General features: G+C 69.6%; 22 protein-coding genes. 11 read left to right on the top strand and 11 right to left on the bottom strand.

Translation table 11 applies throughout. From position 1 onward, the window contains the following. The first annotated feature begins 105 nt into the window (after positions 1 to 105). A complete protein-coding gene (locus ABEB03_RS21495; RefSeq protein WP_345651574.1) occupies positions 106 to 249 on the top strand; it encodes a transposase in 144 nt (47 codons plus the stop codon). Here ABEB03_RS21495 and ABEB03_RS21490 read toward each other — a convergent pair. Both ABEB03_RS21490 and ABEB03_RS45370 read right to left on the bottom strand, forming a co-directional pair. Beyond that, on the bottom strand, positions 242 to 931 hold the full coding sequence (locus tag ABEB03_RS21490) for an alpha/beta hydrolase (RefSeq protein ID WP_345651572.1): 690 nt from the start codon (positions 929 to 931) through the stop codon (positions 242 to 244). The genes ABEB03_RS21495 and ABEB03_RS21490 overlap by 8 nt on opposite strands. Further along, a complete protein-coding gene (locus tag ABEB03_RS45370; protein ID WP_425589279.1) occupies positions 928 to 1,146 on the bottom strand; it encodes a DUF6924 domain-containing protein in 219 nt (72 codons plus the stop codon). Before ABEB03_RS45370 ends, ABEB03_RS21490 begins: the two co-directional genes overlap by 4 nt. A 209-nt stretch (positions 1,147 to 1,355) precedes the next feature. Here ABEB03_RS45370 and bla point away from each other — a divergent pair, with 209 nt between their 5' ends. The 6 genes from bla to ABEB03_RS21460 all read left to right on the top strand — a co-directional run bounded on the left by bla (position 1,356) and on the right by ABEB03_RS21460 (position 8,005). Then, positions 1,356 to 2,264 (top strand): class A beta-lactamase, encoded by a 909-nt coding sequence (gene bla, locus ABEB03_RS21485; RefSeq protein ID WP_345651569.1) that lies wholly within the window; start codon positions 1,356 to 1,358, stop codon positions 2,262 to 2,264. Positions 2,265 to 2,517: 253 nt separating this feature from the next. Beyond that, the gene (locus tag ABEB03_RS21480) at positions 2,518 to 3,261 is read left to right on the top strand and encodes a hypothetical protein (RefSeq protein WP_345651567.1); all 744 of its coding nucleotides are present in this window, start codon (positions 2,518 to 2,520) and stop codon (positions 3,259 to 3,261) included. Between the two features lie 224 nt (positions 3,262 to 3,485). Continuing rightward, entirely contained in the window at positions 3,486 to 3,887 is a 402-nt protein-coding gene (locus tag ABEB03_RS21475) for a YciI family protein (protein WP_345651565.1), read from the top strand. Then, complete coding sequence (locus tag ABEB03_RS21470; RefSeq protein ID WP_345651562.1) at positions 3,884 to 5,134, top strand: RNA polymerase sigma factor; 1,251 nt, start codon at positions 3,884 to 3,886, stop codon at positions 5,132 to 5,134. The genes ABEB03_RS21475 and ABEB03_RS21470 overlap by 4 nt, the downstream gene beginning before the upstream one ends. A gap of 429 nt (positions 5,135 to 5,563) precedes the next feature. Further along, positions 5,564 to 6,502: an ADP-ribosylglycohydrolase family protein gene (locus ABEB03_RS21465; protein WP_345651557.1), complete on the top strand. Its 939-nt coding sequence runs from the start codon at positions 5,564 to 5,566 to the stop codon at positions 6,500 to 6,502. A 282-nt stretch (positions 6,503 to 6,784) separates the two neighbouring features. Further along, on the top strand, positions 6,785 to 8,005 hold the full coding sequence (locus ABEB03_RS21460; protein ID WP_345651554.1) for a GNAT family N-acetyltransferase: 1,221 nt from the start codon (positions 6,785 to 6,787) through the stop codon (positions 8,003 to 8,005). Positions 8,006 to 8,391: 386 nt separating this feature from the next. Here the strand turns inward: ABEB03_RS21460 and ABEB03_RS21455 are convergent, their stop codons facing one another. The 3 genes from ABEB03_RS21455 to ABEB03_RS21445 all read right to left on the bottom strand — a co-directional run bounded on the left by ABEB03_RS21455 (position 8,392) and on the right by ABEB03_RS21445 (position 11,986). Next, positions 8,392 to 10,353 carry an N-acetylmuramoyl-L-alanine amidase gene (locus ABEB03_RS21455; RefSeq protein ID WP_345651550.1) on the bottom strand — a complete coding sequence of 654 codons (1,962 nt, stop codon included), beginning with the start codon at positions 10,351 to 10,353 and terminating at the stop codon, positions 8,392 to 8,394. Positions 10,354 to 10,713: 360 nt separating this feature from the next. After that, the gene (locus ABEB03_RS21450; RefSeq protein ID WP_345651547.1) at positions 10,714 to 11,046 is read right to left on the bottom strand and encodes a hypothetical protein; all 333 of its coding nucleotides are present in this window, start codon (positions 11,044 to 11,046) and stop codon (positions 10,714 to 10,716) included. A 313-nt stretch (positions 11,047 to 11,359) separates the two neighbouring features. After that, on the bottom strand, positions 11,360 to 11,986 hold the full coding sequence (locus tag ABEB03_RS21445) for a TetR/AcrR family transcriptional regulator (RefSeq protein WP_345651544.1): 627 nt from the start codon (positions 11,984 to 11,986) through the stop codon (positions 11,360 to 11,362). Positions 11,987 to 12,106: 120 nt separating this feature from the next. Between ABEB03_RS21445 and ABEB03_RS21440 the strand changes: the two genes are divergently transcribed. Next, positions 12,107 to 13,066, top strand: coding sequence for an NAD(P)-dependent oxidoreductase (locus ABEB03_RS21440; protein ID WP_345651541.1), 960 nt, complete (start codon positions 12,107 to 12,109; stop codon positions 13,064 to 13,066). A 189-nt stretch (positions 13,067 to 13,255) separates the two neighbouring features. On the opposite strand, the gene ABEB03_RS21435 is transcribed toward ABEB03_RS21440, so the two are convergent. From ABEB03_RS21435 to ABEB03_RS21415, 5 genes are all read right to left on the bottom strand, one after another. Next, a complete protein-coding gene (locus ABEB03_RS21435; RefSeq protein WP_345651538.1) occupies positions 13,256 to 13,966 on the bottom strand; it encodes an SDR family NAD(P)-dependent oxidoreductase in 711 nt (236 codons plus the stop codon). A 144-nt stretch (positions 13,967 to 14,110) separates the two neighbouring features. Then, positions 14,111 to 14,584, bottom strand: a complete 474-nt coding sequence (locus tag ABEB03_RS21430) for a VOC family protein (protein WP_345651535.1) — start codon at positions 14,582 to 14,584, stop codon at positions 14,111 to 14,113. Positions 14,585 to 14,954: 370 nt separating this feature from the next. Beyond that, complete coding sequence (locus tag ABEB03_RS21425; RefSeq protein WP_345651532.1) at positions 14,955 to 16,229, bottom strand: glycoside hydrolase family 3 N-terminal domain-containing protein; 1,275 nt, start codon at positions 16,227 to 16,229, stop codon at positions 14,955 to 14,957. Positions 16,230 to 16,856: 627 nt separating this feature from the next. Next, a complete protein-coding gene (locus tag ABEB03_RS21420) occupies positions 16,857 to 17,777 on the bottom strand; it encodes an NADP-dependent oxidoreductase (protein ID WP_345651529.1) in 921 nt (306 codons plus the stop codon). A 380-nt stretch (positions 17,778 to 18,157) separates the two neighbouring features. After that, positions 18,158 to 19,039 (bottom strand): LysR family transcriptional regulator, encoded by an 882-nt coding sequence (locus ABEB03_RS21415; RefSeq protein WP_345651524.1) that lies wholly within the window; start codon positions 19,037 to 19,039, stop codon positions 18,158 to 18,160. A gap of 105 nt (positions 19,040 to 19,144) precedes the next feature. Here ABEB03_RS21415 and ABEB03_RS21410 point away from each other — a divergent pair, with 105 nt between their 5' ends. Further along, positions 19,145 to 20,113, top strand: a complete 969-nt coding sequence (locus tag ABEB03_RS21410) for a DMT family transporter (protein WP_345651522.1) — start codon at positions 19,145 to 19,147, stop codon at positions 20,111 to 20,113. A 170-nt stretch (positions 20,114 to 20,283) separates the two neighbouring features. On the opposite strand, the gene ABEB03_RS21405 is transcribed toward ABEB03_RS21410, so the two are convergent. Next, positions 20,284 to 20,856, bottom strand: coding sequence for a TetR/AcrR family transcriptional regulator (locus tag ABEB03_RS21405; protein WP_345651519.1), 573 nt, complete (start codon positions 20,854 to 20,856; stop codon positions 20,284 to 20,286). Positions 20,857 to 20,939: 83 nt separating this feature from the next. Here ABEB03_RS21405 and ABEB03_RS21400 point away from each other — a divergent pair, with 83 nt between their 5' ends. Together ABEB03_RS21400 and ABEB03_RS21395 are read left to right on the top strand one after the other, a co-directional pair. Beyond that, entirely contained in the window at positions 20,940 to 21,617 is a 678-nt protein-coding gene (locus ABEB03_RS21400) for a DsbA family oxidoreductase (protein WP_345651517.1), read from the top strand. Next, complete coding sequence (locus ABEB03_RS21395; protein WP_345651514.1) at positions 21,614 to 22,780, top strand: FAD binding domain-containing protein; 1,167 nt, start codon at positions 21,614 to 21,616, stop codon at positions 22,778 to 22,780. Before ABEB03_RS21400 ends, ABEB03_RS21395 begins: the two co-directional genes overlap by 4 nt. Positions 22,781 to 22,805: the final 25 nt, after the last annotated feature.

Raw genomic sequence — 22,805 nt, 5'->3', positions numbered from 1 at the left:
TCATGGGGCGGGGAGATCTCACGGACGGGCAATGGGCGGCACTGGAACCATTGTTGTTCGAAGGAGACGAAGGCGGGGCGGCCTCCCGTCTGGCCTCGACGGCAGTTGATCGACGGCATACGCTTCCGGGTCCGGACAGGTGTGCCGTGGCGGGACGTATCCGTCGAGTACGGGCCGTGGGGCCGGGGCTACGACTTGTTCCGCAGGTGGCAGCGCAACGGCACCTGGCATCGGATGATCCTCACCTGACCTCTTCATCTCGCCTGCGCGGGTTGGTGGTGACAAGCAGTTCCTGCAGGAGTTCAACGACAAGATCGGGCTGTCCTACGAACGGGGAGTGGCCTGTCTGCCACTCGCACACGTTGGTGCAGCGCGAGGCCATCTTCCGTTGCAGGTCCGGGTCGATGGCCCGGTCCTGTGCGCAGACGACGTAGGTGGAGGGAGTTCGCTTCCAGCTGTGGTGCTCCGGGACTCCTCGTCCGCAACCGGGGGCCTGCGGACGGAGCAGCCCAACCGCCCAGGCGGCGAGAGGTCCGGGGCAGCCACTGTAGAGGGTGTCGACAGCCCGGTCGGGGTACAGGCTGGTCGAACCGTTGGGCTTCCGGCTGATCGCGTCCTGGAGCTGCGGGGACGCCCCACCCAGACTCGCCGCGCTCTCGCCGGCATCCGGCACGAAGGCCGCCAGGTAGACCAGGTGTCCGGCTCCGCGCACCCCGGTGATCACTGACCCGCCGTAGGAGTGACCGAGCACAACCGGAGGCTCCCCCAGGGAGTCGATGGCAGCCTGCACCGCCGCTGTGTCGGCGGGCAACGAGCCCCGGTGGAGCTCGGGAACGACAACCTCGGTTCCTGCGGTCCGCAAGCGTTCCGCCACCACGGCGAAGTGCTCGGGACAGTGATACAGGCCGTGAACGAGTACCACGGCGGTCAATTCGCCCGCCTCCTCAGGTCGGTGTCAGGCCGGTGATCGTAGCTCCGGACCATGTCATCGACGAGGTGAACCTGCGCCTGGAACTCGCCTCTCACACCCCATGGCCGCATCAGGTCCCTCACCACCGCCTGCCACGCTGCACAGTCGCTGTAGTCGGTCCTGATGACCAAGGCAGCGAACTCATCACGCTCAGCAACCTCAGGCAGTACGCGCACCTCTATCTCCCAGCCCTCGCCCTCTGTTCAGGCACCGACTGTCGCACAGGGCACTGACACTGCCTGTTGAGGGCTGGATGAAAGAGCTCGTCGTCCTCTACGAGACCGCGATCCGATCATTCTGCGACCCGTGGCGCCGTGCCCGCGGCAGTCGATTGCGGCAGATAGCCTCGGCCAATAGGCAACAACCCCACCGGACAGGACCTTCGATGCCCATCACGCGCCGTTCCTCCCTGACCGCGTTGGCCGGCCTCGCCGTCACCCCGATCATCGGTGGCGGCGCACCCGTCGCCAACGCGGTCGCAGGGAGGGCTCACACGGCAGCGCATCAGGCCTTCACCGCCCTTGAGCGGGAGTTCGACGCGCGGCTCGGGGTCTTCGCGGTAGACACCGGTACCAGCACGATCGTCGCCCATCGCGCGGACGAGAGGTTCGCCTACGCCTCCACCTACAAGGCGCTGGCAGCCGCCGCAGTACTGGACCAGAACCGCCTGGAAGACCTCGCACGGATCGTGCACTACGCCCAGGACGACCTGGTCGACCACTCGCCCATCACGGAACAGCATGTGGACACCGGCATGAGCCTGCGGGCTCTGTGCGACGCCGCGGTCCGGTACAGCGACAACACCGCCGGAAACCTGCTGTTCGACGAGCTCAACGGACCGAAGGGCTTCCAGAACGCCCTGGCAGCGCTGGGGGACGACACCACCCAGGCCGACCGCTACGAACCCGCTCTCAACGAAGCCACGCCCGGCGACCGACGCGACACGTCCACCCCACGTGCCCTCGCCGCCGATCTACGCGAATTCGGCCTCGGCGACACCCTCGACGCCGCCGAGCGAGCACTGCTCATCGACTGGCTCAAGCGCAACACCACAGGTGACAACCTCATTCGAGCAGGAGTCCCGGGCACCTGGTCGATCGGCGACAAGACCGGCTCGGCAAGCCATGGAACCCGCAACGACATCGCCCTCGCCTGGCCGCCCCACGCAGCCCCCGTCATCATCGTCGTCCTCTCCAGCCGAGACGCTCAAGATGCCGACTACGACGACAGGCTCATCGCTCGTGCCGCAGAGGTTGTCGTCACGGCCCTGAACCAGCAGATCAAGCCGTGCTGATGAGGCAAACCGGCGCCGAGCGTTCTCGTGGCTTCAGGCCGGACAGCCAATGACCTCCTTCCCGAATGGTCCCCAAGGCCGGGCGCGACCTCCAACCGCCGTGGCCTCGGCCGTTGAGGGTCTCCGGACCCCACGGCCCCCGGCGACTGGAGAGCGTCCCGATGAGGCACGGTGACAGCTGAGTACGCATACTCATGCGGCTTCTCACCCCCGCCGTCCACAGTGGTCACAGACGCGGGAAGGGGCGACTGTGGTGGGGCATCGACGTCGTACCAGAGCCATTCTGGGCGTGGTGTGCAGCGCGGCGTTGCTGGCCGTCTCCGCCTGTTCGCAGGATGGCGCCACCAGTCCGAAGACGGTTCGCGAACTCGCCGGCAGCGCCGAGGCGGCGCAGGCCCGCAAGCAGGCGGAGCAGGAGATCCGGGAAACCATCACCTACTGGGATGCCCACACCGCGCTCTCGCTCGGCCTGGTCACCGTCGACGACTCGTGCGTGGGCGGGCAGGCGCGAGAGTGGTTCTCCGTGGACGGGGACGACCAGTACAAGATCCACTGCACGATGTACGTCAACGCCTACTTCGGCGCCGACCCGGACCATGCGGCCGACACGATCGACAGCATCCTCACCGCGGGTGATCACCGCGGCTCCCGAATTCCCTTCGGACACGACTTCTTCTACGCGACCAAGGTCGTCGACTACTACCGGGGCAAGACGGGCGACCCGCAGGGCCCAGGCACCGGTGAGCCGAACGAACTGTTCAGCGCGCCCACGATCACGCTCGACTGGGACCAGGTCCGCCAGGACGGGAAACGTCAGCGGATCGAGGAACTCCCGGCATGTTCCCCTGGCGATCCGCCTGTCCAGCGCTGCCTGCGTGAGCCGGCCTCCACCAGCGTCACGAACCTGCGCGACCAGTACGGCATGGTGTTCAAGCTCGCCTTCTCCGGCAACAACTACTTCACCGTGTCCCAAGACGGCCGAACAGTCAGCGGGTGACACGGAATCCGAACGCTGGAACTCGGGCGGGCAGTTCCTCGCGGCTGACCGTGAGGCACCGACCTCGCTGCGGGGAGCGGTCGAGAGCCTGGCTCGACTCCCCTCGTTCTTCCTTCATGGTGAACCTGCTCCTTTCCCTCCCAGGCGATGTAGAGAACCCCTCGACGGCTCCGTTCATGGGGCGAGTGCGCCACACTGGGCGCGCCGAAGATCAAGGAGTTCACGTGCCGAAGTTCCTGTTGTTGGTCAACCACGACGGTGGAGTGTTCGAGCAGCCCATGGACGAATGGGCTCCCGACGACATCACGGCCCACTTCAACTACTACGAGGCGTTGACCGAAGAACTCGTCGCGAGCGGTGAGATGGTGCAGTTCACCGGGCTGGCCGACCCGCGTCTCGCCAGGATCGTGCGCTCGGACGGGACCGCGGTTTCGGTGGTGACCGACGGGCCGTTCCCGGAGTCCAAGGAGGTTCTGGCCGGGTTCAATGTCATCGACGTGGTCTCCGAGGCCCGCGCCCTGGAGATCGCAGCCAGGATCTCGGCCGTGCCCGGGCCCGGTGGGGTTGCGACCCAACAGCCGGTCGAGGTGCGCCAGGTGATGAACGACACCGCGTTCGACCTGTGACCGACCGCCCGGATGTCGAGGACCTGCTGCGCTCGCTGACGCCGCAGGTCCTCGGCCTGCTCGCGCGACGGCATGGCGACTTCGACGCATGTGAGGACGCGGTCCAGGAAGCCCTGATCGCAGCCGCCCGCCACTGGCCCGCACACGGGGTGCCGGAGAATCCGCGCGGCTGGCTGCTGCGGACCGCCACGCGCCGCTACACCGACCAGATGCGCAGCGACACAGCACGACGACGGCGCGAGCAACGTGTGGCACGGGAGCCGGCCCAGCCCGAAGCCCCGACTGCCGACGACAGCCTCGCGCTGCTGTTCATGTGCTGCCACCCCACGCTCACACCCGCCTCGGCGATCGCCCTGACACTGCGGGCCGTCGGCGGCCTGACGACCGCGCAGATCGCAGCCGCCTACCTGGTGCCCGAGGCGACGATGGCCCAGCGCATCAGCCGGGCCAAGCAGCGCTTGAAGGCGTCGTCGGTGCAGTTCGCGGTGCCCGCGCCGGGTGAGCCGGACTGGCCCGGCCGGCTCCGCTCCGTACTGCACGTGCTGTACCTCCTGTTCAACGAGGGCTACACCGCCTCCAAGGGCCCGATGCTGCACCGAGCGGACCTGTCCGGTGAGGCAATCCGGCTGGCCCGGCAGGCGCACCGGATCCTGCCGGCCGAAGGTGAGGTGGCCGGGCTGCTGGCCCTGATGCTCCTGACCGAGGCGCGCCGGCCGGCACGCACCGGACCGCACGGCGAACTGGTCCCCTTGGCCGAACAGGACCGCACGCGCTGGGACCGCCGCCTGATCAGGGAGGGGTCCGCGCTGCTCATCGGTTCGTTCGCCAACGAGGGACGGCCCGGCGAGTACCGGCTGCAGGCCGCCATCGCAGCCGTCCACGACCGAGCGGCTCGCGCTCAGGACACCGACTGGCCTCAGATCCACGGCCTCTACGAGTTGCTCGAACGTGTGGCAGGCAGCCCGCTCGTCACTCTCAACCGCGCGGTCGCCCTCGCCATGGTCGACGGCCCGAGCGCCGCCCTGGCACTGCTCGACCGGCTCGACGCCGACGACCGCGGGCCGCTCACCGACCATCATCGGGTGCACGCGGTACGAGCACACCTGCTGGAAATGGCGGGAGAGCCGACGTCGGCAGTGACTCAGTACCGTCTGGCAGCCGCCCTCACCACCAACACCCCCGAACAGCGCTACCTCACAACCAAAGCGGCCCACTTGCACCGGCGTTCGCGGCCACACACCGGCTGAACGATCGATCTGCCGAACAGGTCGAGGTCGTCTACCCTGCACTCTCCTCGCACACCACAGGGGAGGAATCATGTAAGGAAAAAGGGCCAGAACCGCTACTTCCCCGGTACGGACACGACCGCGCGCGTCGTGTCCGGCGGAGCCCCGTGACACTGAAGTAACAACCCGTCAGAAGCGCCGCCTCAGGTCACGTCGACTCGACGTGACCTGGAGCGGGCACCATCGCAAGCCGGAGCGGGGCGCCTCCGCCAACACATGGCATGGCATGGCTGCGCCGGTGGCCCGCACAGACACCGGGACGCAAAACGGCACTGGCCGTTCTCCAGCGGCTCCCTGTCCTGTCTCGTCCAGGCTGGCCGCGGCACACGCCTTGACCGCGGACCCTGAAATGGCGGGTGTACTTTCGCATGAGGCGGATAGCCTGCGCCGATGGAACATATGGAGCGAGCCGTCGCGACAGTCGTCGGGTCAGCCGTGGGCGACGCTCTGGGGGCTCCCTTCGAGTTCGGCCCGCCGGGTGCGTTCTCCGTCCGATTCCCTGCGCCAGGGAGCGGTGGCGAGATGTGCGGAGGCGGCGGTTGGGACCCGGGCGAGGCCACGGACGACACGCAGATGGCCGTTCTTGTCGCCGAGTCGCTGCTGCAGCAGGGCGGACCGGACCTGCCCGACATCTTCGCTCGCTTCCAGCAGTGGGCGGCGGCCGAGCCCAAAGACATCGGCCTGCAGACCGAGGACGTACTGACCAACGGCATGCCCTGGGATCTCGCCGCCGCGATTCACTTCCAGGTCAACCAACGAGCAGCCGGCAACGGCTCGTTGATGCGGGCGTCGACATCCGCGGTCTACTTTGCGCGGGCCGGACAGTCGGCCACGATGGATGCCGCGCGACGCATTGCCGCCCTTACTCACGGCGATCGCGCTGCCTGGGAAGGCACCGCCATATTCCACGAACTCATTCGCCTCAGCCTGACCGGCGTCGATCCCCTCCGCGCCCTTCCTGACGTTCTGGACCTCGTCGATCCAGGCCACCGCCGACGATACGCAGCGGTCCTGGCTACTGACTGGCACCCCGCCCAGGCGACCGAGTTCAACGGCGCGGTCTGGCCCTGTTTGGGGACGGCGGTCTGGGCTCTGCGCAGTACGACCAGCTTCGAGGATGCCCTTCGGGCGGCGATCGACGTCGGCGGTGACACCGACACCGTCGCCGCGGTCACCGGAGGTCTCGCGGGCGCCTACTACGGATGGGAAGCGATCCCCGCCCGGTGGACCGAGTCCTTGCATGTGCCCCTGCCGGGGTTCGGCGGACGGGTGCTGCGGGTGGCAGATCTGACCGATCTCGCGCGGCGACTCGGGGCCGGCCTCGACTGACCCGGGCAGCGCCAGGGCTACGTCACCAGCATCCTTTGCCTGGCCGGGTTCGGCCACATGCCCCGCCCTCTGTTTGCGTGCCATGAGGTTTCAGGGGATCACCGCCACCGAGACCGTAGAACACGACTCGCCCTCCGGGCCGGGGTGTGCGGAACCGGGCGGCGCTGTGTCCAGCCGCGACGGCTCGACCGTAATTCGCTTGACCGGGCCACCTGTCGACGCTGCAGAGTGGCGAGACACCACGAGTCGTGGTGCTGGTATCCCGGGGAGGCAGCAGCAGCGATGGAGATACGTCCCACGACCGATCAGGACCTCGACGTCTTCGTCGACACACTCCACGCTGCGTTCGGGCGCTTCCCGGAAAGTCCGGCCGAGGGCGGCGGGGTGTGGTGGTCGGCGCTGGAGATGGACCGGAATCTGTTCGCCGTCACGGCGGACGGGCGGCCCGTCGGCACCGCCGGCGCGTACTCCTTCGAGCTCACCCTCCCCGGTGAGATCCTCGTCCCGGCCGCCGGGGTGACCGCCGTCGGCGTCCTGCCCTCGCATCGGCGCCAGGGTGTGCTCAGCGCGATGATGCGACATCAGCTCGCCGAGCTGCGGGCCCGAGGGGAGTTCCTCTCCGTACTGCTGGCCTCCGAGGCCCTGATCTACCGCAGGTTCGGGTACGGACCGGCGACGTACACGGGACGGCTGACGGTGCAGCGCCACCGGGGCGCACTCGCCCTCCCTCGGGCCCGCGGAACGGCCGATGCCCCAGCGACCGGCTTGGTCGAGCTGCTGCGGCGTGCCGAGTGCGGCGAGGTCCTGGAGGAGATCTACGACCGGTACCGCCGCGCGCAGCCCGGCGCACTGTCCCGGCCGCACCGCTGGTGGACCTCGGGAGCGGGTCAGCCCCCGGTCTCTCCGGCGCCGCGCTACGTCGCCGTCCACCGGGACGCCGACGGCGTCCCGGACGGGTACGCCAGCTACTCCATCGGCGAGCCCGACACCCTGACGGTCGACGAGACCATCGCCGTCGACGACGCGACTGCCACGGCCCTGGCCAGGTTCCTCCTCGGACACGACCTGGTCAGCCATGTCGTGTTCAAGCACGTGCCGCCAGAGCACCCACTGCGCTGGCAGCTCGCGGACTTCCGCGCCGGCCAGGTGAGCCACGACACCGACTGGCTCTGGGTGCGGCTGCTGGATGTCCCGCGTGCCCTGACCGCACGCGGGTGGTTCATGGACGGCGAGCTCGTCCTCGACGTCGACGACCCGTTCCTCGGCGAGCACGCCCGGTACCTGCTGACCGTCCGGGACGGCAAAGCAGAGTGCGTCCCGACGGACCGGGAGCCCGACCTGTCCTTGGACGTGAGCGACCTGGGCTCGATCTACCTCGGCGGCACCGCCCCGAGCATGCTCGTGCGCGCCGGACACATCCGGGCCCACCGCCCGGGCGCGGCTTCCCTCGCCGACGCGCTCTTCCGCGCCGAACGCCCGCCGCACTGCCTGCACTGGTTCTGACCGGAGCAAACGGAACCGGCGGCGACGGAAGCCCGACTGGAGTGGGCAGGGCCGAGCGCAACGACGTTCGGGGTTCCGTCGGGGCGAGTGAGAGTCTCATCGCCCACGTCTGCCAGGCATGGCCGGTCGGCGCTGACGGTCACGTATGCCTGCCACGAGATGTGGTGCGGGCATGGGACGGGCCCCTGACGTCGAGGAATCGTCGCAGCCCGGTTCGGACGCCGTCGGTGGGCACGGTGGCGGCGAAGCAGGCCGCCTCGACGGCATCGTCGAGCTAACACGCGGGGAGGAGTGGCGGGGGGCGGTGGCGGTCCGCCACCGCCCCCCGCCACTCCTCCCTCGCCGACGTCACGCGGTGCAGAGCGGCCACGCGATCCGACCGGCGATCAGCCGTCCGCGCGCACCACGTCCACGTCGTCCGCACGGACGTAGGCGATCCGGTAGCCGAACTGGATCTCGTAGTACACGTCGTTGCCCACGACCACCCGATGTGGTGCGTCGTCGAAGCCCGACCCACTGTCGACGTACGAGCCGGTCGTGCTCCCTTGGGTGGCGTAGCGCTGACCCGCCGACAGTTCGTACGGCAGAGGTGAGGCGGACTGCACGGGTACGTCTGCCGGATAGGCGTCCTCCTCCGGGAGGGCGCGACCGTATACGGGAATGTCGTCCAGGCCGGGCTTCGGAGTCACCATCCGTCCGGTGGCACCGACGGCCGTCGGGTGTGCGGGTGGGTTCTTGAACCACGCCTTCTGGCCCAAGTACCAGATGGCTGTCCACTCCCTTCGGCGCTCGGCGACGGCGTACGTCTGCCCGGTGGAGATCCGTGCTCCCATGTCGGCGACACGGAGGGTGGAGTCCTCGCCTCCCGGGTGCTTCCCCTCGTCGTGGACCAGCGGGGCGTCCTCGCTCGGCTCGGAGTACAGCCGCACCGCGCTGGACCCGTGCGCCGGGCAGGGTTCGTCGTGTCCGGCGCAGTTCGTGAACACCGGCTTGTTCGAGGCGAAGTCGGGCAGGACGGTGACCAGTTCACTGTCGGGGCCGGCGGTGGCACGCAGTGGCGCGCCGAGGAGATCGAAGTAGTGCCGCCAGTCCCAGTACGGTCCCGGATCCTCGTGCATGCCCGGGATCGTCGAAGCGGTCGGTCCGGGCACGTTGTCGTGACCGAGGATGTGCTGGCGGTCCAGCGGGATGCCGTACTTCTTGGCGAGGTAGGACACCAGGCGGGCCGACGAGCGGTACATCTGTTCCGTGTACCAGGCGTCCGGATGGGCGAGGAAACCCTCGTGCTCGACGCCGATGGACCTGGCGTTGATGAACTGGTTTCCGGCCTGCCAGGCGACGTCCTTGGTCTTGACGTGCTGGATCACGCTGCCGTCGCTGGAGCGGATCGTATAGTGCCAGGACGCCTCGCTGGGGTCCTGCACCGTCTTGATCATGACCTGGTTGGTGTCCTCCGTATCGTGGATGACGATGTAGTCGATCTTCTGGTCCTTGGGACGGTCGGCCGGGTCGTGATTGCCGTACCGGTCGTCGCCGAACTCCACATGGGGTGAGGGAATCCAGTCGCAGGCGAGCGTCGCAGGGCATTCGACGTCGGTGTGAGGTGCCTTCGCCGGGCGTACGGCCTGGACCTGCGAGGCGTTCGGCCGGGCGCCGGGACTGGCCGCGAGTGCGACCTGCTGCCCGGTGTCCGTGGTGCGTCGGACGCCCTTTCGGATCACCGCGAAGACGTCGTCGGCGAATTCGGCTGCTGCCACGCTGTTCGTCGTGCCGCTGAAGCGCGCCACCGCGCCCCACCAGTCGCCCGGATCGGCGCTGAGCGGTCTGCCGAGCTGCCGCTGGGCGTCTGCCAGCAACGCTGCGCCTCCGCGTACGTTCTCGGCGGCGTCCGTGCGGAGCCTGCGCGACGATATGCCCACGAGCCGGGCCGCCTGTTCCAGTGTGGTCATCTGCTCGGGCGGGGGCCCTTCCGGCAGAGGTGCGCCGGATATCGCGGCGGACGAACCTGCCTGGGAGTGGGGTGCACTGTTCCGGTGCGCCTGGGCCAGAGCGGTGCGCGCGTCGGTGAGGTGCATCGGCCCGTACCCGCCACTGACGCTCGGGACGCCGGCATGTGTGTCCCACCGGGACTGCACGTAGGACACCCCGAGCAGCACACTCTTCGGGACCCGGTACTCGGCCGCCGAATCGGCGAACGCCTGCTGCATCGACGTCACGGACGGCGTCTGCGGACTGCCGGGCGCGAAGTCACCGAGTATCGGCACCAGCAAGGCGGCCGTCGCCGCCGTGCACGACGCCGCCCGAGCGGCGTATCTGGCTGCTGGAGCACGGGAAGTGACGGCTCGCACGCACGGCCTCCCTCACAGACGGAACAAGCGGAATACGGCGCTCGGCACCGCACGACGGCGTTCGTACTCCGGGCTGTGCAAAGGCCGTTCAGCCCGGGCCAGGACGGTCACCCGTCCCTCGACGCCTCTCCCTGCACGATGCCTCGCCCCGCACGGCCCGTCCTGCGGAGCGTCACCGGCGTGGCCCAACCGCCCGCCCGTTGCCACCCGGTCGGCGGCGGAGGCAGGGGGCGCGTCGTCGGTCCTCGCCGATGCCATGTGTGCTTCAAGAGCACGTGCACATGACCCGCGATCCTGTGCCCGGACACACGTGTGGCCCCGGCCGGGACACGGCCGGGGCCACGGACGAAGGAGCGGTCGTCAGGTCTGGCACTGCTTCGTCGCTGCGGTGGACCAGTTGCTCCAGGCAGCGCCGTCGGCGCGGGCATGGACCCGGATCTCGACCCTCACGGGAGCGCACACCCGGGTCGTGCTCCCCACCTCGACAGGACCGATCTCCTCGCCTGCCTTGACGTAGGCGCGACCGGTGCCCACTTTGGCCCAGGAGCCGCCATCAGGGCGGGCGAATGCCTCGTAGGAGACGTTCAGTGCTCGTGTGCCGGCGTTTCGCAGCTTGATGTGCGCCGTCATCTCGCGCGAGGGAAATGCGCCGACGGTTCCCCGCTGGGCGCTGATGCAGCCGTTGACGGCCACGCGACCGGTCGACGTACCACCGCCGCAGGCGATTGCCGCGGCGTGGGCGTCGGCCGGAACTGTCAGCAGGGTGAGCGCGGCTGCGCACAAGGCCGTTGCGGCACGCCTCAAATACACTTCCTGGTCCCTTCTCCGAGCCTGATTTCTTCGAAGAAACCATGGCTTCCCGGGCCCGATGAGCGTTTGCCGTCATAGTTCGCCCGAACAGGCGCAGCCATCCCGAGGCCGGGTTCGTCCCTCCGGGCGACGTCACACCCTTTCCGGCGGCCTGGGCGTAGCTCCTTCTCGGCGACTGCGGTCCGGACGGCCGGTCCTATGCCCCGTCCCGAGGGCCTCCGCGTTTCGGTTCACCGTCCCGTACCGCTTGGTCGAGCATGGGGCCGAGTTCTCGCGCCACGGTCACCAGTGGGCGCACGTCCCTTTCCGCGCGGGCCATCAGGATGGCTCCCTCCAGGGCACTGATCATGAGTGTGGCGAGCGGCTCGGCGCGCGGCGCTGGGACGTCCATGTCCGTGAGGGCCTGGGCGATCGGGGCGGCCCAACCGGCGAACGCCTCGGCCGCGGACCGGCGTGTGGACTCCGTCGACTCGGCGCAGGCCACCGTGGCCGCGGCGACGGGGCAGCCGGAGGCGAAGCCGAGCGTTTCGTACTCGTCGGTCCACTGCCGCACCATCGCCGCGAACAGACCGGCCGGGGTCGGTTCCGCCATGCCGGCCATGAAGAGCGCGACGCGCTTGCTCGCGTAGCGGCCGGCCCAGGCGACCGCTTCGTTGACCAGTTGTTCCTTGCCGCCGGGGAAGTAGTGCTGAAGCGAGCCGCGGGGCGCTTCGGCATGCGCCGCGACGTCCCGCATGCCCGTCGCGTCGACTCCGTCGCGCCGGATGAGCTGTGCCGCGCTGAACACCATCCGTTCGCGCGGCCCTCGTTCGGTCATCGCCATCGCCCGCCTCCCGTCCAGGCCCCCACTCTATGACCGTCGTCATGACGGCCGATACTATGACCGCTGTCATAGTCGGGGCGCGGCGACCATGCCGCCGCGCGTGGGCAGGGTGGTGCACTCGTGGACGTCGGCTTCATCGGTCTCGGGGTCATGGGGCAGCCCATGGCTCTCCGTCTGGCCCGTGCGGGCACTCGCCTGGTGGTGTGGAACCGCACCGCCGCCCGCACGGAGCCCCTGCGTGCGGCGGGCGCGGTGGTGGTGGCTGACCCCGCGGAGGTGTTCGCGCAGGCCGACGTGGTGATCGTCATGCTGGCCGACGGCCTCGCGATCGACGCCGTCCTGGGCCGCGGCACTCCCCACTTCGCCGCGCGCGTCGCCGGCAGCACGGTCGTCCACATGGGAACGACCTCGCCGGAGTACTCGCAGGGCCTGGAGGCCGACGTCCGCGCGGCGGGCGCCCGTTACGTCGAGGCACCCGTCTCAGGTTCCCGAGTCCCGGCGGAGAACGGCGATCTGGTGGCGATGCTGGCCGGCGACGAGGAGGCCGTGCAGCAAGTACGCCCGTTGCTCGGCCCCTTGTGCCGTGAGACGTTCGTGTGCGGCCCCGCGCCGAACGCGCTGCTGATGAAGTTGTCGGTGAACCTGTTCCTGATCGCCCAGGTCACCGCTCTGACCGAAGCCTTTCATTTCGCCGAGCGCCAGGGCCTGGACCGGAACCTGTTCATGGATGTCCTGGGCGCGGGCCCGATGGCCAGCGCGGTCACCCGGATGAAGACGCCGAAGCTGCTGGCCCGCGACTTCGCGGTGCAGGCCGCTGTGCTGGACGTCCTGAAGAACAACCGGCTGATCGCCGAGGCGGCCCGCAAGAACGGCCTCTCCTCACCGCTTCTCGACGTCTGCCACTCCCTGTTCCAGGAGACCGTCTCGCTCGGCCACGGCGCCGAGGACATGGTGGCCGTCCTGCACGCGATCGAAGCACGCACCCAGGGCGCACCGAGGGCCGACGTGGACCGGCGTGCCGGTGGCCGGGGAACCGTTGACATGACTGCTGACCGTCGTCACACACCTGACGACGCATGACGAAGCTGCCCTGCGAACAGGCCCGCACTCAAAGCCCTGACAAGGTGCGCTGAACGTGCCGCCCCTCGATCTCGCTCGCCCCTCTCGCCGCCAAGGACCGGGTGTTCCGTGTAGGTCCCGGCGGTCCGGCGGTCCGGCGGCGCAGCGATCCGGCGATCCGCAGGTCGGACGGGAGCAGACGGCCGCAATTCAGTGGCCGGCGCTCTGGCCACCGTCGACGTGGAGAATCTCACCGGTGACGAACGGAGCGTTCTCGAGATAGAGCACCGCGTCGACAACGTCTTTCACCTCGCCCATGCGGCCGACCGGATGCAGCTTGGCGAGCGTCTCGTGATAGCCCTCGGTCATCGGTGTCTTGATGGTTCCCAGAGCGACGGCGTTGCTACGGATGCCGCGGGTGGCGTATTCGATGGCCAGGGCCTTGGTGGCGGACTGCAGGCCGCCCTTGGTCATGGAGGCGAGGACGGAGGGCACGTTGGAGTTGGCGTATTCGGCGAGAGTGGTGGTGATTTGCACGATGTGACCACCACCCTTGGTCAGCATCTGTTGGATTGCGAGCTGGCTGATCCGGAAGAAGCCGGTCAGGTTCACGGCGACCACGGAGTCGTACTGTTCCTCGGTGTAGTCGGTGAACGCGTTCCCGATGTAGATCCCGGCGTTGTTGACCAGAGTGTCGATGCGGCCGAACCTCTCGATGCCTTCCGTGATGACGCGCTCGGCGGTGGCACGATCGGCGATGTCGCCCTGGACGGTGTGGACGTCCACGTCCTGCGATTCGGCAATGGTGCGCGAGGTGGCGACGACGGCGTAGCCGAGTTCGCGATAGCCGACGACGAGGCCCGCTCCGATGCCTTGAGATGCACCGGTGATGACCGCGACCTTCTGAATCTGACTGCTCATGATGACCTGCTCCGAAGGGGCGGGGTGGCTCGACCGGTCGCCGGCTTCCGGTCGTCAGCGGCTTCTGGGGCCGTCGCGCATCACCGGGCCGGCGGCCGTTCCCCGGCAAACGGCCGGCCGGGGCACCGCGTGGCTGATGCGGTGTCAGCGGCCCGGGGCTCGCTGCCTGACCTCCTGAAGGATCCAGACGTTACCGTCCGGGTCACTGAAGGTGGCGTAGGAGCCGTAGTCGGCACGCTCGGGGTGGGGACCTGCCAGCCGCCCGCTGCCCTCGGCCTCGTGAATGATCCCGTCGGCGCCGTGACCATGGAAGAAGAGCCCTCCGGCGTCATGGAACACCTCGCTCACCTCGATGCCGCGGCCGACGAGATCCTGGCGGGACGCTTCGATGTCGGAGACGATGAGGTAAAGGCCGTCGAGCGAGCCGGGCGCGGCAGCGGTCATACCTTTGCCGAATATGATCGAGCACTCGGAATCCGGCGGCGTGAACTGCACGCCCCGGAAGTCGTCACCCGCGGACACGTCGATGTCCAGCCGGAATCCCGCCTTCTCATAGAATTGCTTGGCTCGATCCACGTCGGATACGGACACGATGACGACTTCGAGCTTCATTCCCATGAGTTTCTCCTTTCCTGGCGCACCGCCTGAACTCGGCGCATCGAAAAGGCGACATCGCGGGATCGGCGATTCCGCCGTTCTGCAGACCGTGATGGCCTGGGCCAGGCGGAAGGCGGGGCCAACCCGGGACTTGATCTTGTTGACGACGCTCTCCCAGCCAGGTCGGAGAAGCATGCATCGCTTGTCAACTTACCGGGTTATGCGTTACGGCGCGCGGTGTGCCTCTCCTGCCCAGCACCGAATGAGCGGCTCGAGAAGCCGGTTCCCGAGCGGATGGGACTTCCCGTTCCAGGGACCGGCGTCCGGGCGTCAAGGGGCGCCTTCCAAGAGGGAGTCGGGTGGGACAGGAGTTCTAGCACACCGCTCGCGCTCAGGAGCACAGATTCACGTGCCGGACGGCCAGGACGTGCCCCGCGGCATCGATGAGGCGGCTGCGGGAAAGATGCCCGTTGGCCACCGCGTTGGTGATCGCCGTGGCTATGGAGGACGTCTGGGCGCCGACGTTGCTCCCCAGGTCGAACATGACCATGTCGGCGCCGGAGCGCAGGGCCTGGACGGCGGCGGCGGGGACGCTGAAGCCGGCGGCGGAGATCGCCTTGGCGCTGAGCGAATCGGTGACGACCAGCCCCTTGAATCCCAGCTGGCCGCGCAGCTCATAGCTGATGACGGTGGGTGACAGGCTCGCCGGGTTGGTGCCCAGGCCCGGCACGATGTTGTTGGAGACCATGATGGCCGGGGCTCCGGCCTTGATGGCCGCCGTGAACGGCGGGATGCCCACCTTCTGCAGGGTGGACCAGGGGAGGGTCCGGGCTGGGCCGAAGTCGGAGTTGTAAGTGGAACCTCCGATGCCCGGGAAGTGCTTGACGACGGGTATCACGCCTCCGGCGCGCAGCCCGTTCATGTAGGCGACGCCGGCCTTGGAGACCACCGCGGTGTTGCCGCTGAAGGACCGCCACCCGTCGGGATTCGTCTTGCTGGGTGCCACGTTCCTGCCGTCGACGTCCACCACCGGCGCGAGGTCCATGTTGACCTGGGCGGCCGCCATCCTGGTGGCGACCTTCGTGACGTTCTGCTGGATCTGCGCCGGGGTCCAGTGTGCGCCCATGTACGCGGGCCAGGGCAGGGACCCGACGAGGTTGGACATGCGCTGGATGCCGCCGCCCTCCTCGTCGGTCATCACCAACAGGCCCAGGTGTCCGGGTACATGGGACTTCAGGGTGGTCAGCCGGGCGCCGAGGTCTGAGGGCGCCTTGCTGCCGAACAGCAGTACACCGCCCGCACCCGCGCTCACCTCGGCGGTGGCGTCGGACACCGAGGTCTCCGACACGGGGACCGCGATGGTCAGCATGGCCAGCCGTTTGTTCGACCAGGCGGACAGCTTCGTGCTGTTCGTGCACGCGCCGGCCGCGGGGGTGACGGCCGGAGTCAACGTCGAACCGGGGCGGGAAGACGTGACGGGTGGGGCGAGGGACACACCGAGGCCACTGGAGTGCGATGCCGCCTTGGGGGTGGCCGTGACACAGCCCGCCAGGAGCATCGCCGCCACGGCCGCAGCAGTACTCAGTCTGCGTGCGTTTCTGGCCCGGCCCGGGAGTCGCGGGGGCGGTGTCACGCTTCTGCGGTCGCGGTACTCCAGGAGATTCATCGCAGGCCTCCTTCGGCAAGGCGCGACGGCGACGGTACCTGTCGCGCTGGGGGCCGCATGAGCATGAGGTGGGCACAGCACGTGAGAGGCGCACCGGCCCGCGACTGCTCGCCGATCCACGGCCGGACTTCCACGATCTCGCGCCTCGGGGCCGGACGGAAATCCAGCCGACGTCAGTCAGGACCTTCGAGCGCGCTTCACCCGGTCCTCAGCACCATTCACCGTGGGGCGGGTGCGGGGCGCCCTCGGACCGGGAAGCAGCAGGTCAGGGCAGGACCCCGCCGCGCCTGTCTGCACCCGCACCGCACGCCGTCCCGTCCCGAACCCGGAGCGTGGGCGGGCTGCCCTCCCCGGCCACCGGTGCCGCCGCCGAGGACCGGGAGCAGGTCGCCCGGGCGCGTGCCAGCGGTTCCAGCCCGGGTCGCTCCCGGCCTGTGTGCTCGTAGCGGCTTCGCGGCCACCGCGAGCGCCGACCCGCCCTGGGACGAGTTGCGGTACAGCGACGCCGTACCGCAACCACAGCGACCGGGGCCCTGCCTGGCCGGCGTCTCTCCGCCCCGTAGAGTCCTCCGGGCGGCCTGCGCCGTGCCGCCGCGCCGCTCTCGTGGCGGCCCGGCACCCTCGCCGTCAGTCCTCGGCGACCCGGATGATCGTCCTGCCGCTGACGCGCAGCTTCGGGGCGAAGGCGGAGACTGCCTCCTTCAGCGGGACGACCGCGCCGACCCGCACGTCCAGCCGTCCGTCCCGGACCCGCTGCGCCAGGTCCGCGAGGCGCGCGCGGTCGGGTTCCACGACGAAGAACAGTGCCCGCCCGTCCTTGGGCTGGACGGTGGGCGGCTGGGCGATCGTGACGAGCGTGCCGCCGGCACGTACGAGCGTGGCCGAGCGGTCGAGGATGTCACCGCCGACGACGTCGAAGACGACGTCGACCTCACCGGCCTCCTTCACCCAGTCGGCCTCGAGGTCCAAGAACGTGTGCGCGCCCAGAGCCAGGACGGTGTCGTGGTCGGCGGACCGGCCGGTGCCGATCACGCGGGTTCCCGCCTCCACGGCGAGTTGCACCGCGATCGAGCCGACGGCACCCGCGGCGCCGTGGATCAGGACGGTCTGGCCGGTCAGGATCCGCGCGTGGTCGAAAAGGCCCTGCCAGGCGGTCAGTCCGGAGATCGGCAGTGCGGCCGCCACCGTGTGGTCGACGTCCGCGGGGAGCGGGGCGAGGTTGCGGGCCTCCACGGCGACGTACTCGGCCAGCGAGCCGTTGCGGGCCCAGTCGGTCAGTCCGAAAACCCGCTGGCCGACGGTGAGGCCGGTGGTTCCGTACCCGAGCGCCGCCACGACTCCCGAGACCTCGTGCCCGGGCACGCTCGGTGTGCGGTCGCGTCCGGAGCGGTCGGACCACGTCCCTGGCCAGTCGAGCTCTCCGCGGGTGAATCCGGCGGCGTGCACCCGCACGACGACGTCGTTCTCGGCCGCATGGGGATACGGCAGGTCGGTCAGGGTCAGCCCGCTGACGCCTGCGTCGCGGCCCGGGGCGGTGATCGCTTGCATGACTGTTCCTCTGTGTGGATTTCCGAAGCGTGCCTGGATCGTTTCTTTTCCCGAAGCATGCGTGGATCGATCACATCAAGCGATTCTTACTGGTTCGTCGCGTTCTCTCCGGTGTCCGGCGTGGTGACTGCCGGCCACAGGGTCGCCGCGCGCGCCGGGTGCGTCCGCACCTGGCCGGGGCCGTCAGTCACACGCTCGCCCGGCACATCACCCACCAGCCCTTCGGCACGGTCGCCGGCGCCCGCCGGTACGAGCACACCGAGCTCGCCCTGTTCGAGGGCTGCGCCGGCACCTCAGCCTCGGGCCTCGCCGCCGAAGTCGCCGCCGAACGAGCCGACACCGTAACCGTGGCCCGGCTCGGGACCGCCCGATCGCTCGGTTCAGCCTGTGTGCGGGCCCTGGCTGCGGGACAGGTCGCGGATCGCGGTGACGGAGGGGTGCCAGGGGCGGCCGGCGGGCCCGGTCAGGACGAGATGGCGTTCCAGGCGCGGCAGGAGCGGCACCAGGGTGAGGGTGTCGGACAGCATGCCGGCCGCCAGCGAGGGGACGATCGCGACGCCGAGGCCTGCTTCGACCATGGCCAGCAGGGTGGTGAATTCACGGATGCGCTGGGTGGGCCGGTAGGGACGGCCGACCAGGGCGTGGAGCTGTTTGACCGCGGTCTCGCAGCCGCTGGTGGTGGCCAGGAGCGGGTCGTCCAGCAGGTCGTCGAGGCTGATGGCGTCCTGGCCCGCCAGGGGGTGGTCGGTGCGGACGACCGCCTGGTAGGTGTCGGTGGCGACACGCAGCGCCCCGCGCGGCATGGGGTCGGGATCGGTGAGGAGGGCGGCGTCGACGGTGCCGCCCTCCAGCCAGGTCTCGATCTCCTCGTCGAGGCCTTCGAAGATCTTGATCTGCGCGTGGGGCAGGTGGGTGCGCCACAGTTTCAAGAGGTTCGGGAGCAGTCCCTGCGCGGCCGTCGGCGGGACGGCGAACCCGATCGTCGCGGCCGCGTCGGGGCTGTGGAAGGCGGAGGCGGCGGCGCTCAGGGCGCGGGCGGAGGCCAGGGACGCACGCGCGTGCGGCAGCAGGAGTTCCCCGAGCGGGGTGGGGCGGACCGGCACGGTGCGGTGGACGAGTTCGCCGTCGACTTCGCGCTCCATCGCGGCGAGCGCGTGCGAGACCGAGGACTGGCCCATGCCGAGGGCTTCCGCTGCTGCGCCGAAGCCCTCGTGGTCCGCGATGGCAGCGAATACGGCCAGTTGCTTCAGCGTCACGCCCATCGATTCTCCGAATCTTGAAATCGAATCCATCGATTTGCTTCATCTTGCGCCCGGTGCCGACGATAGCAGCGCAGCGGAATTCGGTATCGGAGAACAGGAGCGACCGTGGTGACTCCCAGCGGGAGAGCGGGTTCTGTCGGAGCGCAATTCATCGCCCTGGCACTCATGTGGGGAGCGAGCTTCCTGTTCATCAAGGTGTCCCTGGAGGGGCTGTCCCCGGCGCAGGTCATGTTCGGCCGACTCGCCCTCGGCGCGGTGTTCCTGGCGGGCGTCATGGCCGTCACCGGGCGCCGGTGGCCCCGCGATGCGCGCACCTGGGGCGCGCTCGCGGTGATCTCGGTCTTCCTGTGCGTGGCACCGTTCTCGCTGTACGCCTGGGCGGGTGAGCGCATCCCGTCGGGCCTGTCCAGCATCTACAACGCGACCACACCGATCGCGGCCCTGCTGGTGTCGCTGGTCGTACTGCCCGACGAGCGGCTGACCCGGGTCCGGACCGCGGGCCTGGCCACGGCCCTGCTCGGCGTCGCGGTCGTCGCCGCGCCGTGGAGCGTCCTCGGCCGGGCCGGTGACGACCGGTACGTGCTGGCCCAGCTCGCCTGCCTGGGCGCCAATCTCTGCTACGGCATCGGCTTCGTCCTCAGCCGCCGACTGCTGCGAGGCAGCGAGCACGACACCGTCACCATCGCCGCCGGTCAGATCGCGCTGGCCGCCGTGCTCGGCCTCGCCGTCGCCCCCTTCATCGGAGGGCTCGCACCGGTCGATCCGACCCCTGCGGTCCTGGCCGGCATCCTGGTCCTGGGCGTAGCCGGCACCGGCCTGGCCTACATCCTCAACACCCGGGTCATCGCCGCCTGGGGCGCCACCACCGCCGCCACCGTCACCTACCTCACTCCCCTGGTCGGCGTCGTCCTCGGCGTCACCGTCCTCGGCGAATCCCTCCACTGGAACGAGCCCGCCGGCGGCGCTCTCGTCATCCTCGGCATCCTGGTCAGCCAAGGGCGCCTCGCCCTGCGCCGGCGCCAGCCCCGCCCCGATCCGGCCGCCAGGCCCCGCAGCCGGGAACTGGCATCCTGACCCATTCAGCCGGCCGTGCACCAGGGCAACCACCCGGCCGGCAGCTTCGTGCGGTTCCCCGGAGGCGGCGCGATGACGCACGGCGCCACGCCGGACGGCGACCGCACCGTCCTGTTCATCACCGACAAGCCGCTCGACATCCACTGTCCCACCTCGACGTCCGATCCCTGTCACGAGGGCCTGGCCGCCGGGCCGGCCGCCAGCAGCCGTGCCGCCGCCCGGCGCGCGGTGGCGGCGGCCGCGGTGTCACCGAGGCCGACCCGGGCGCACACGGCCCCGTCGGCGAGCATGAGCACGAAGGCCGCGGCCGGCTCGGGAGCGCCCGCATCGGCGGCGAGGCCGCCCAGGTAGCGCAGGACTTCCTGCTTGTGGTCCCGGACGGCGACCCGCACCAGGTGGTCGGGGTCGGGGTATTCGGCCGCGACGTTCACCAGGTCGCTGCCCCGGTAGGCGGGAACGGTGAACTCCTCGCCCAGCAGGTCGAAGATGGCGAGCAGCCGGTCTGCCGGCTGCTCGCGTGTCTCGGCGAGCGCGCGCAGTCGCCCGCACCACTGGTCGTTGCGCTGCCGCAGGACCGCGGCCACCAACTCGTCCTTCGACCGGAAGTGCTGGTACAGCGTCGACTTGGCGACGTCCGCGGCCCGCCAGATCTCGTTGATCCCCACGGCTCGCACGCCGCAGCGGGTGAACAGGTCGGCCGCGGCCTCGACGATCTTGGTGCGTGTCGCCTCGGGGCTGGTCATCGGTACCTCCGACAGGCCCGGGAATGAGCCCGGCTCGGTTGCGGTTGCATCGAACAGACTAGTCGGTTCGATTGGGAGGATGCATGTTCACCATCGACGTTTTCAGCGATCTGATCTGCCCCTGGTGCTACATCGGCGGCCGCCGCCTCAAGCAGGCGGTCGGCATCGTCGAGGAACGCACCGGCGTCAAGATCCAGATCCAGTACCACGCATTCGAGCTGAACCCGACCATGCCCGTCGCCGGCATGGACCGGCGCAGCTACCGCAGTGCCAAGTTCGGCAGCTGGGAACGGTCGCAGCAGCTCGACCAGGGCACCGTCCTCGCCGGCCGCAGCGAAGGCATCACCTTCGACTACAACGCGATCGCCAGGACCCCGAACACCCGGGCAGGACACCGCCTCATCGCCCTGGCGGAGCGAGAGGCAGGGCTGGGAGCCGCCGTGGCGGACCGGCTGTTCGTCGCCTATTTCACCGAAGGGCGCGACATCGGCGACCCGGCCGTCCTGGCACGGCTGGGCGAAGAGACCGGCCTCGCCGCGGGCGTGGCGGCACGCCTGGACGACCCGGCGCTGGAGACGGCTGTGCGCGAGGAAGAGGAACTGGCCGAGCAGATGGGCCTGCGTGGCGTACCTCTGTTCGTCCTGGGCGACCGGGCGATCAACGGCGCGGTCGAGGTCGAGCAACTCGTCGAAGCCCTCGAACAGCAGGCGACCGCACCCCCGGCCGGGGCCACGTGCGAAGAAGGAGTGTGCTCACCGTGACCACACCGCCCGACATCTCGACCGTCGGCATCGTCGGCGGATCGCTCGGCGGCCTGTTCCACGCGGTCGCGCTCACCGAGCTGGGCCTGGACGTCCACGTCTGGGAACGCTCCACAGGCCGCCCCGACGACCGCGGCGCCGGCATCGTGCTGCAACCGAGCGTCGCCTGGTTCCTGAGCGAGTTCTGCGGCGTCGACGCCGACCAGGTCAGCGTCCCTGTCACCCACCGGCAGTTCTTCACCAGGACCGGGAACGTCCGCATCATGCCCATGCGGCAGCAGATGATCTCCTGGGGAACGATCTACAAGGCCCTGCGCGACACGCTGCCCGCCGAGCGCTACCACGACGGGCAGCCAGTGACCGCACTCACCCCCACACCCGCAGCAGCCACCCTCCACCTCGGCAGCACCGCGCATGCGGTCGACCTGGCGATCGTCGCCGACGGATCCGCCTCCCTGCACCGCGGACTCGTCGCCCCGGAAAGCGCCTCCCGCTACGCCGGCTACGTCGCCTACCGCGGCGTCATCGACGAAGCCGACCTCCCCCAGGAGCTGGCCGCGTGCTTCCGCGACCGGTTCAGCTTCTACGACGGAGACCGCACCCAATTCCTGTGCTACTTCATCCCGGGCGACTTCGGCACAACCGCGCCGGGCCACCGCCGGATGAACTGGGTCTGGTACGTACGGGCCGACGCACCCGAACTCGAGCACATCACCACAGACCGAAACGGCATCGGCCACGGCCTCTCCCTGCCACCAGGGCTGATCGCACCCCAGGTACGCACCGACCTCCTGACCCGCGCACGCTCGACGCTGCCGCAGCCCCTGCGAGAGCTGGTGGAACACACCCGCGAGCCCTTCCTTCAAGCCATCCTCGACGCCCGGGTCACCAGAATGCGCAACGACCGATTGCTGCTGACCGGAGACGCCGCCTTCGTGGTCCGGCCCCACACCGCCGCCAGCGCGGAAAAGGCCGCCGCCGACGCCATCACCCTCTTCCACGCCCTGCGGCAAGCACAGTCCGCCGATGCCGCTCTGCGGGCGTGGGAGCAGCTCCGCCTCGCCGAGGGCGCCGCCATCTACGGCCAAGGGGTCGGTCTCGGACACAGACTGGGCCTCAGCGGCATGGAGGCACCCGTCAGCACCGTCGGCCGAGCCGGCTGACGCCCGGCCGGCCCATCAACCCGAT

This window comes from Streptomyces siamensis (assembly GCF_039543605.1).
In the GTDB taxonomy this organism is placed as follows: Bacteria; Actinomycetota; Actinomycetes; order Streptomycetales; family Streptomycetaceae; genus Streptomyces; species Streptomyces siamensis.
This window is presented reverse-complemented; position numbering and strand designations above follow the sequence as displayed.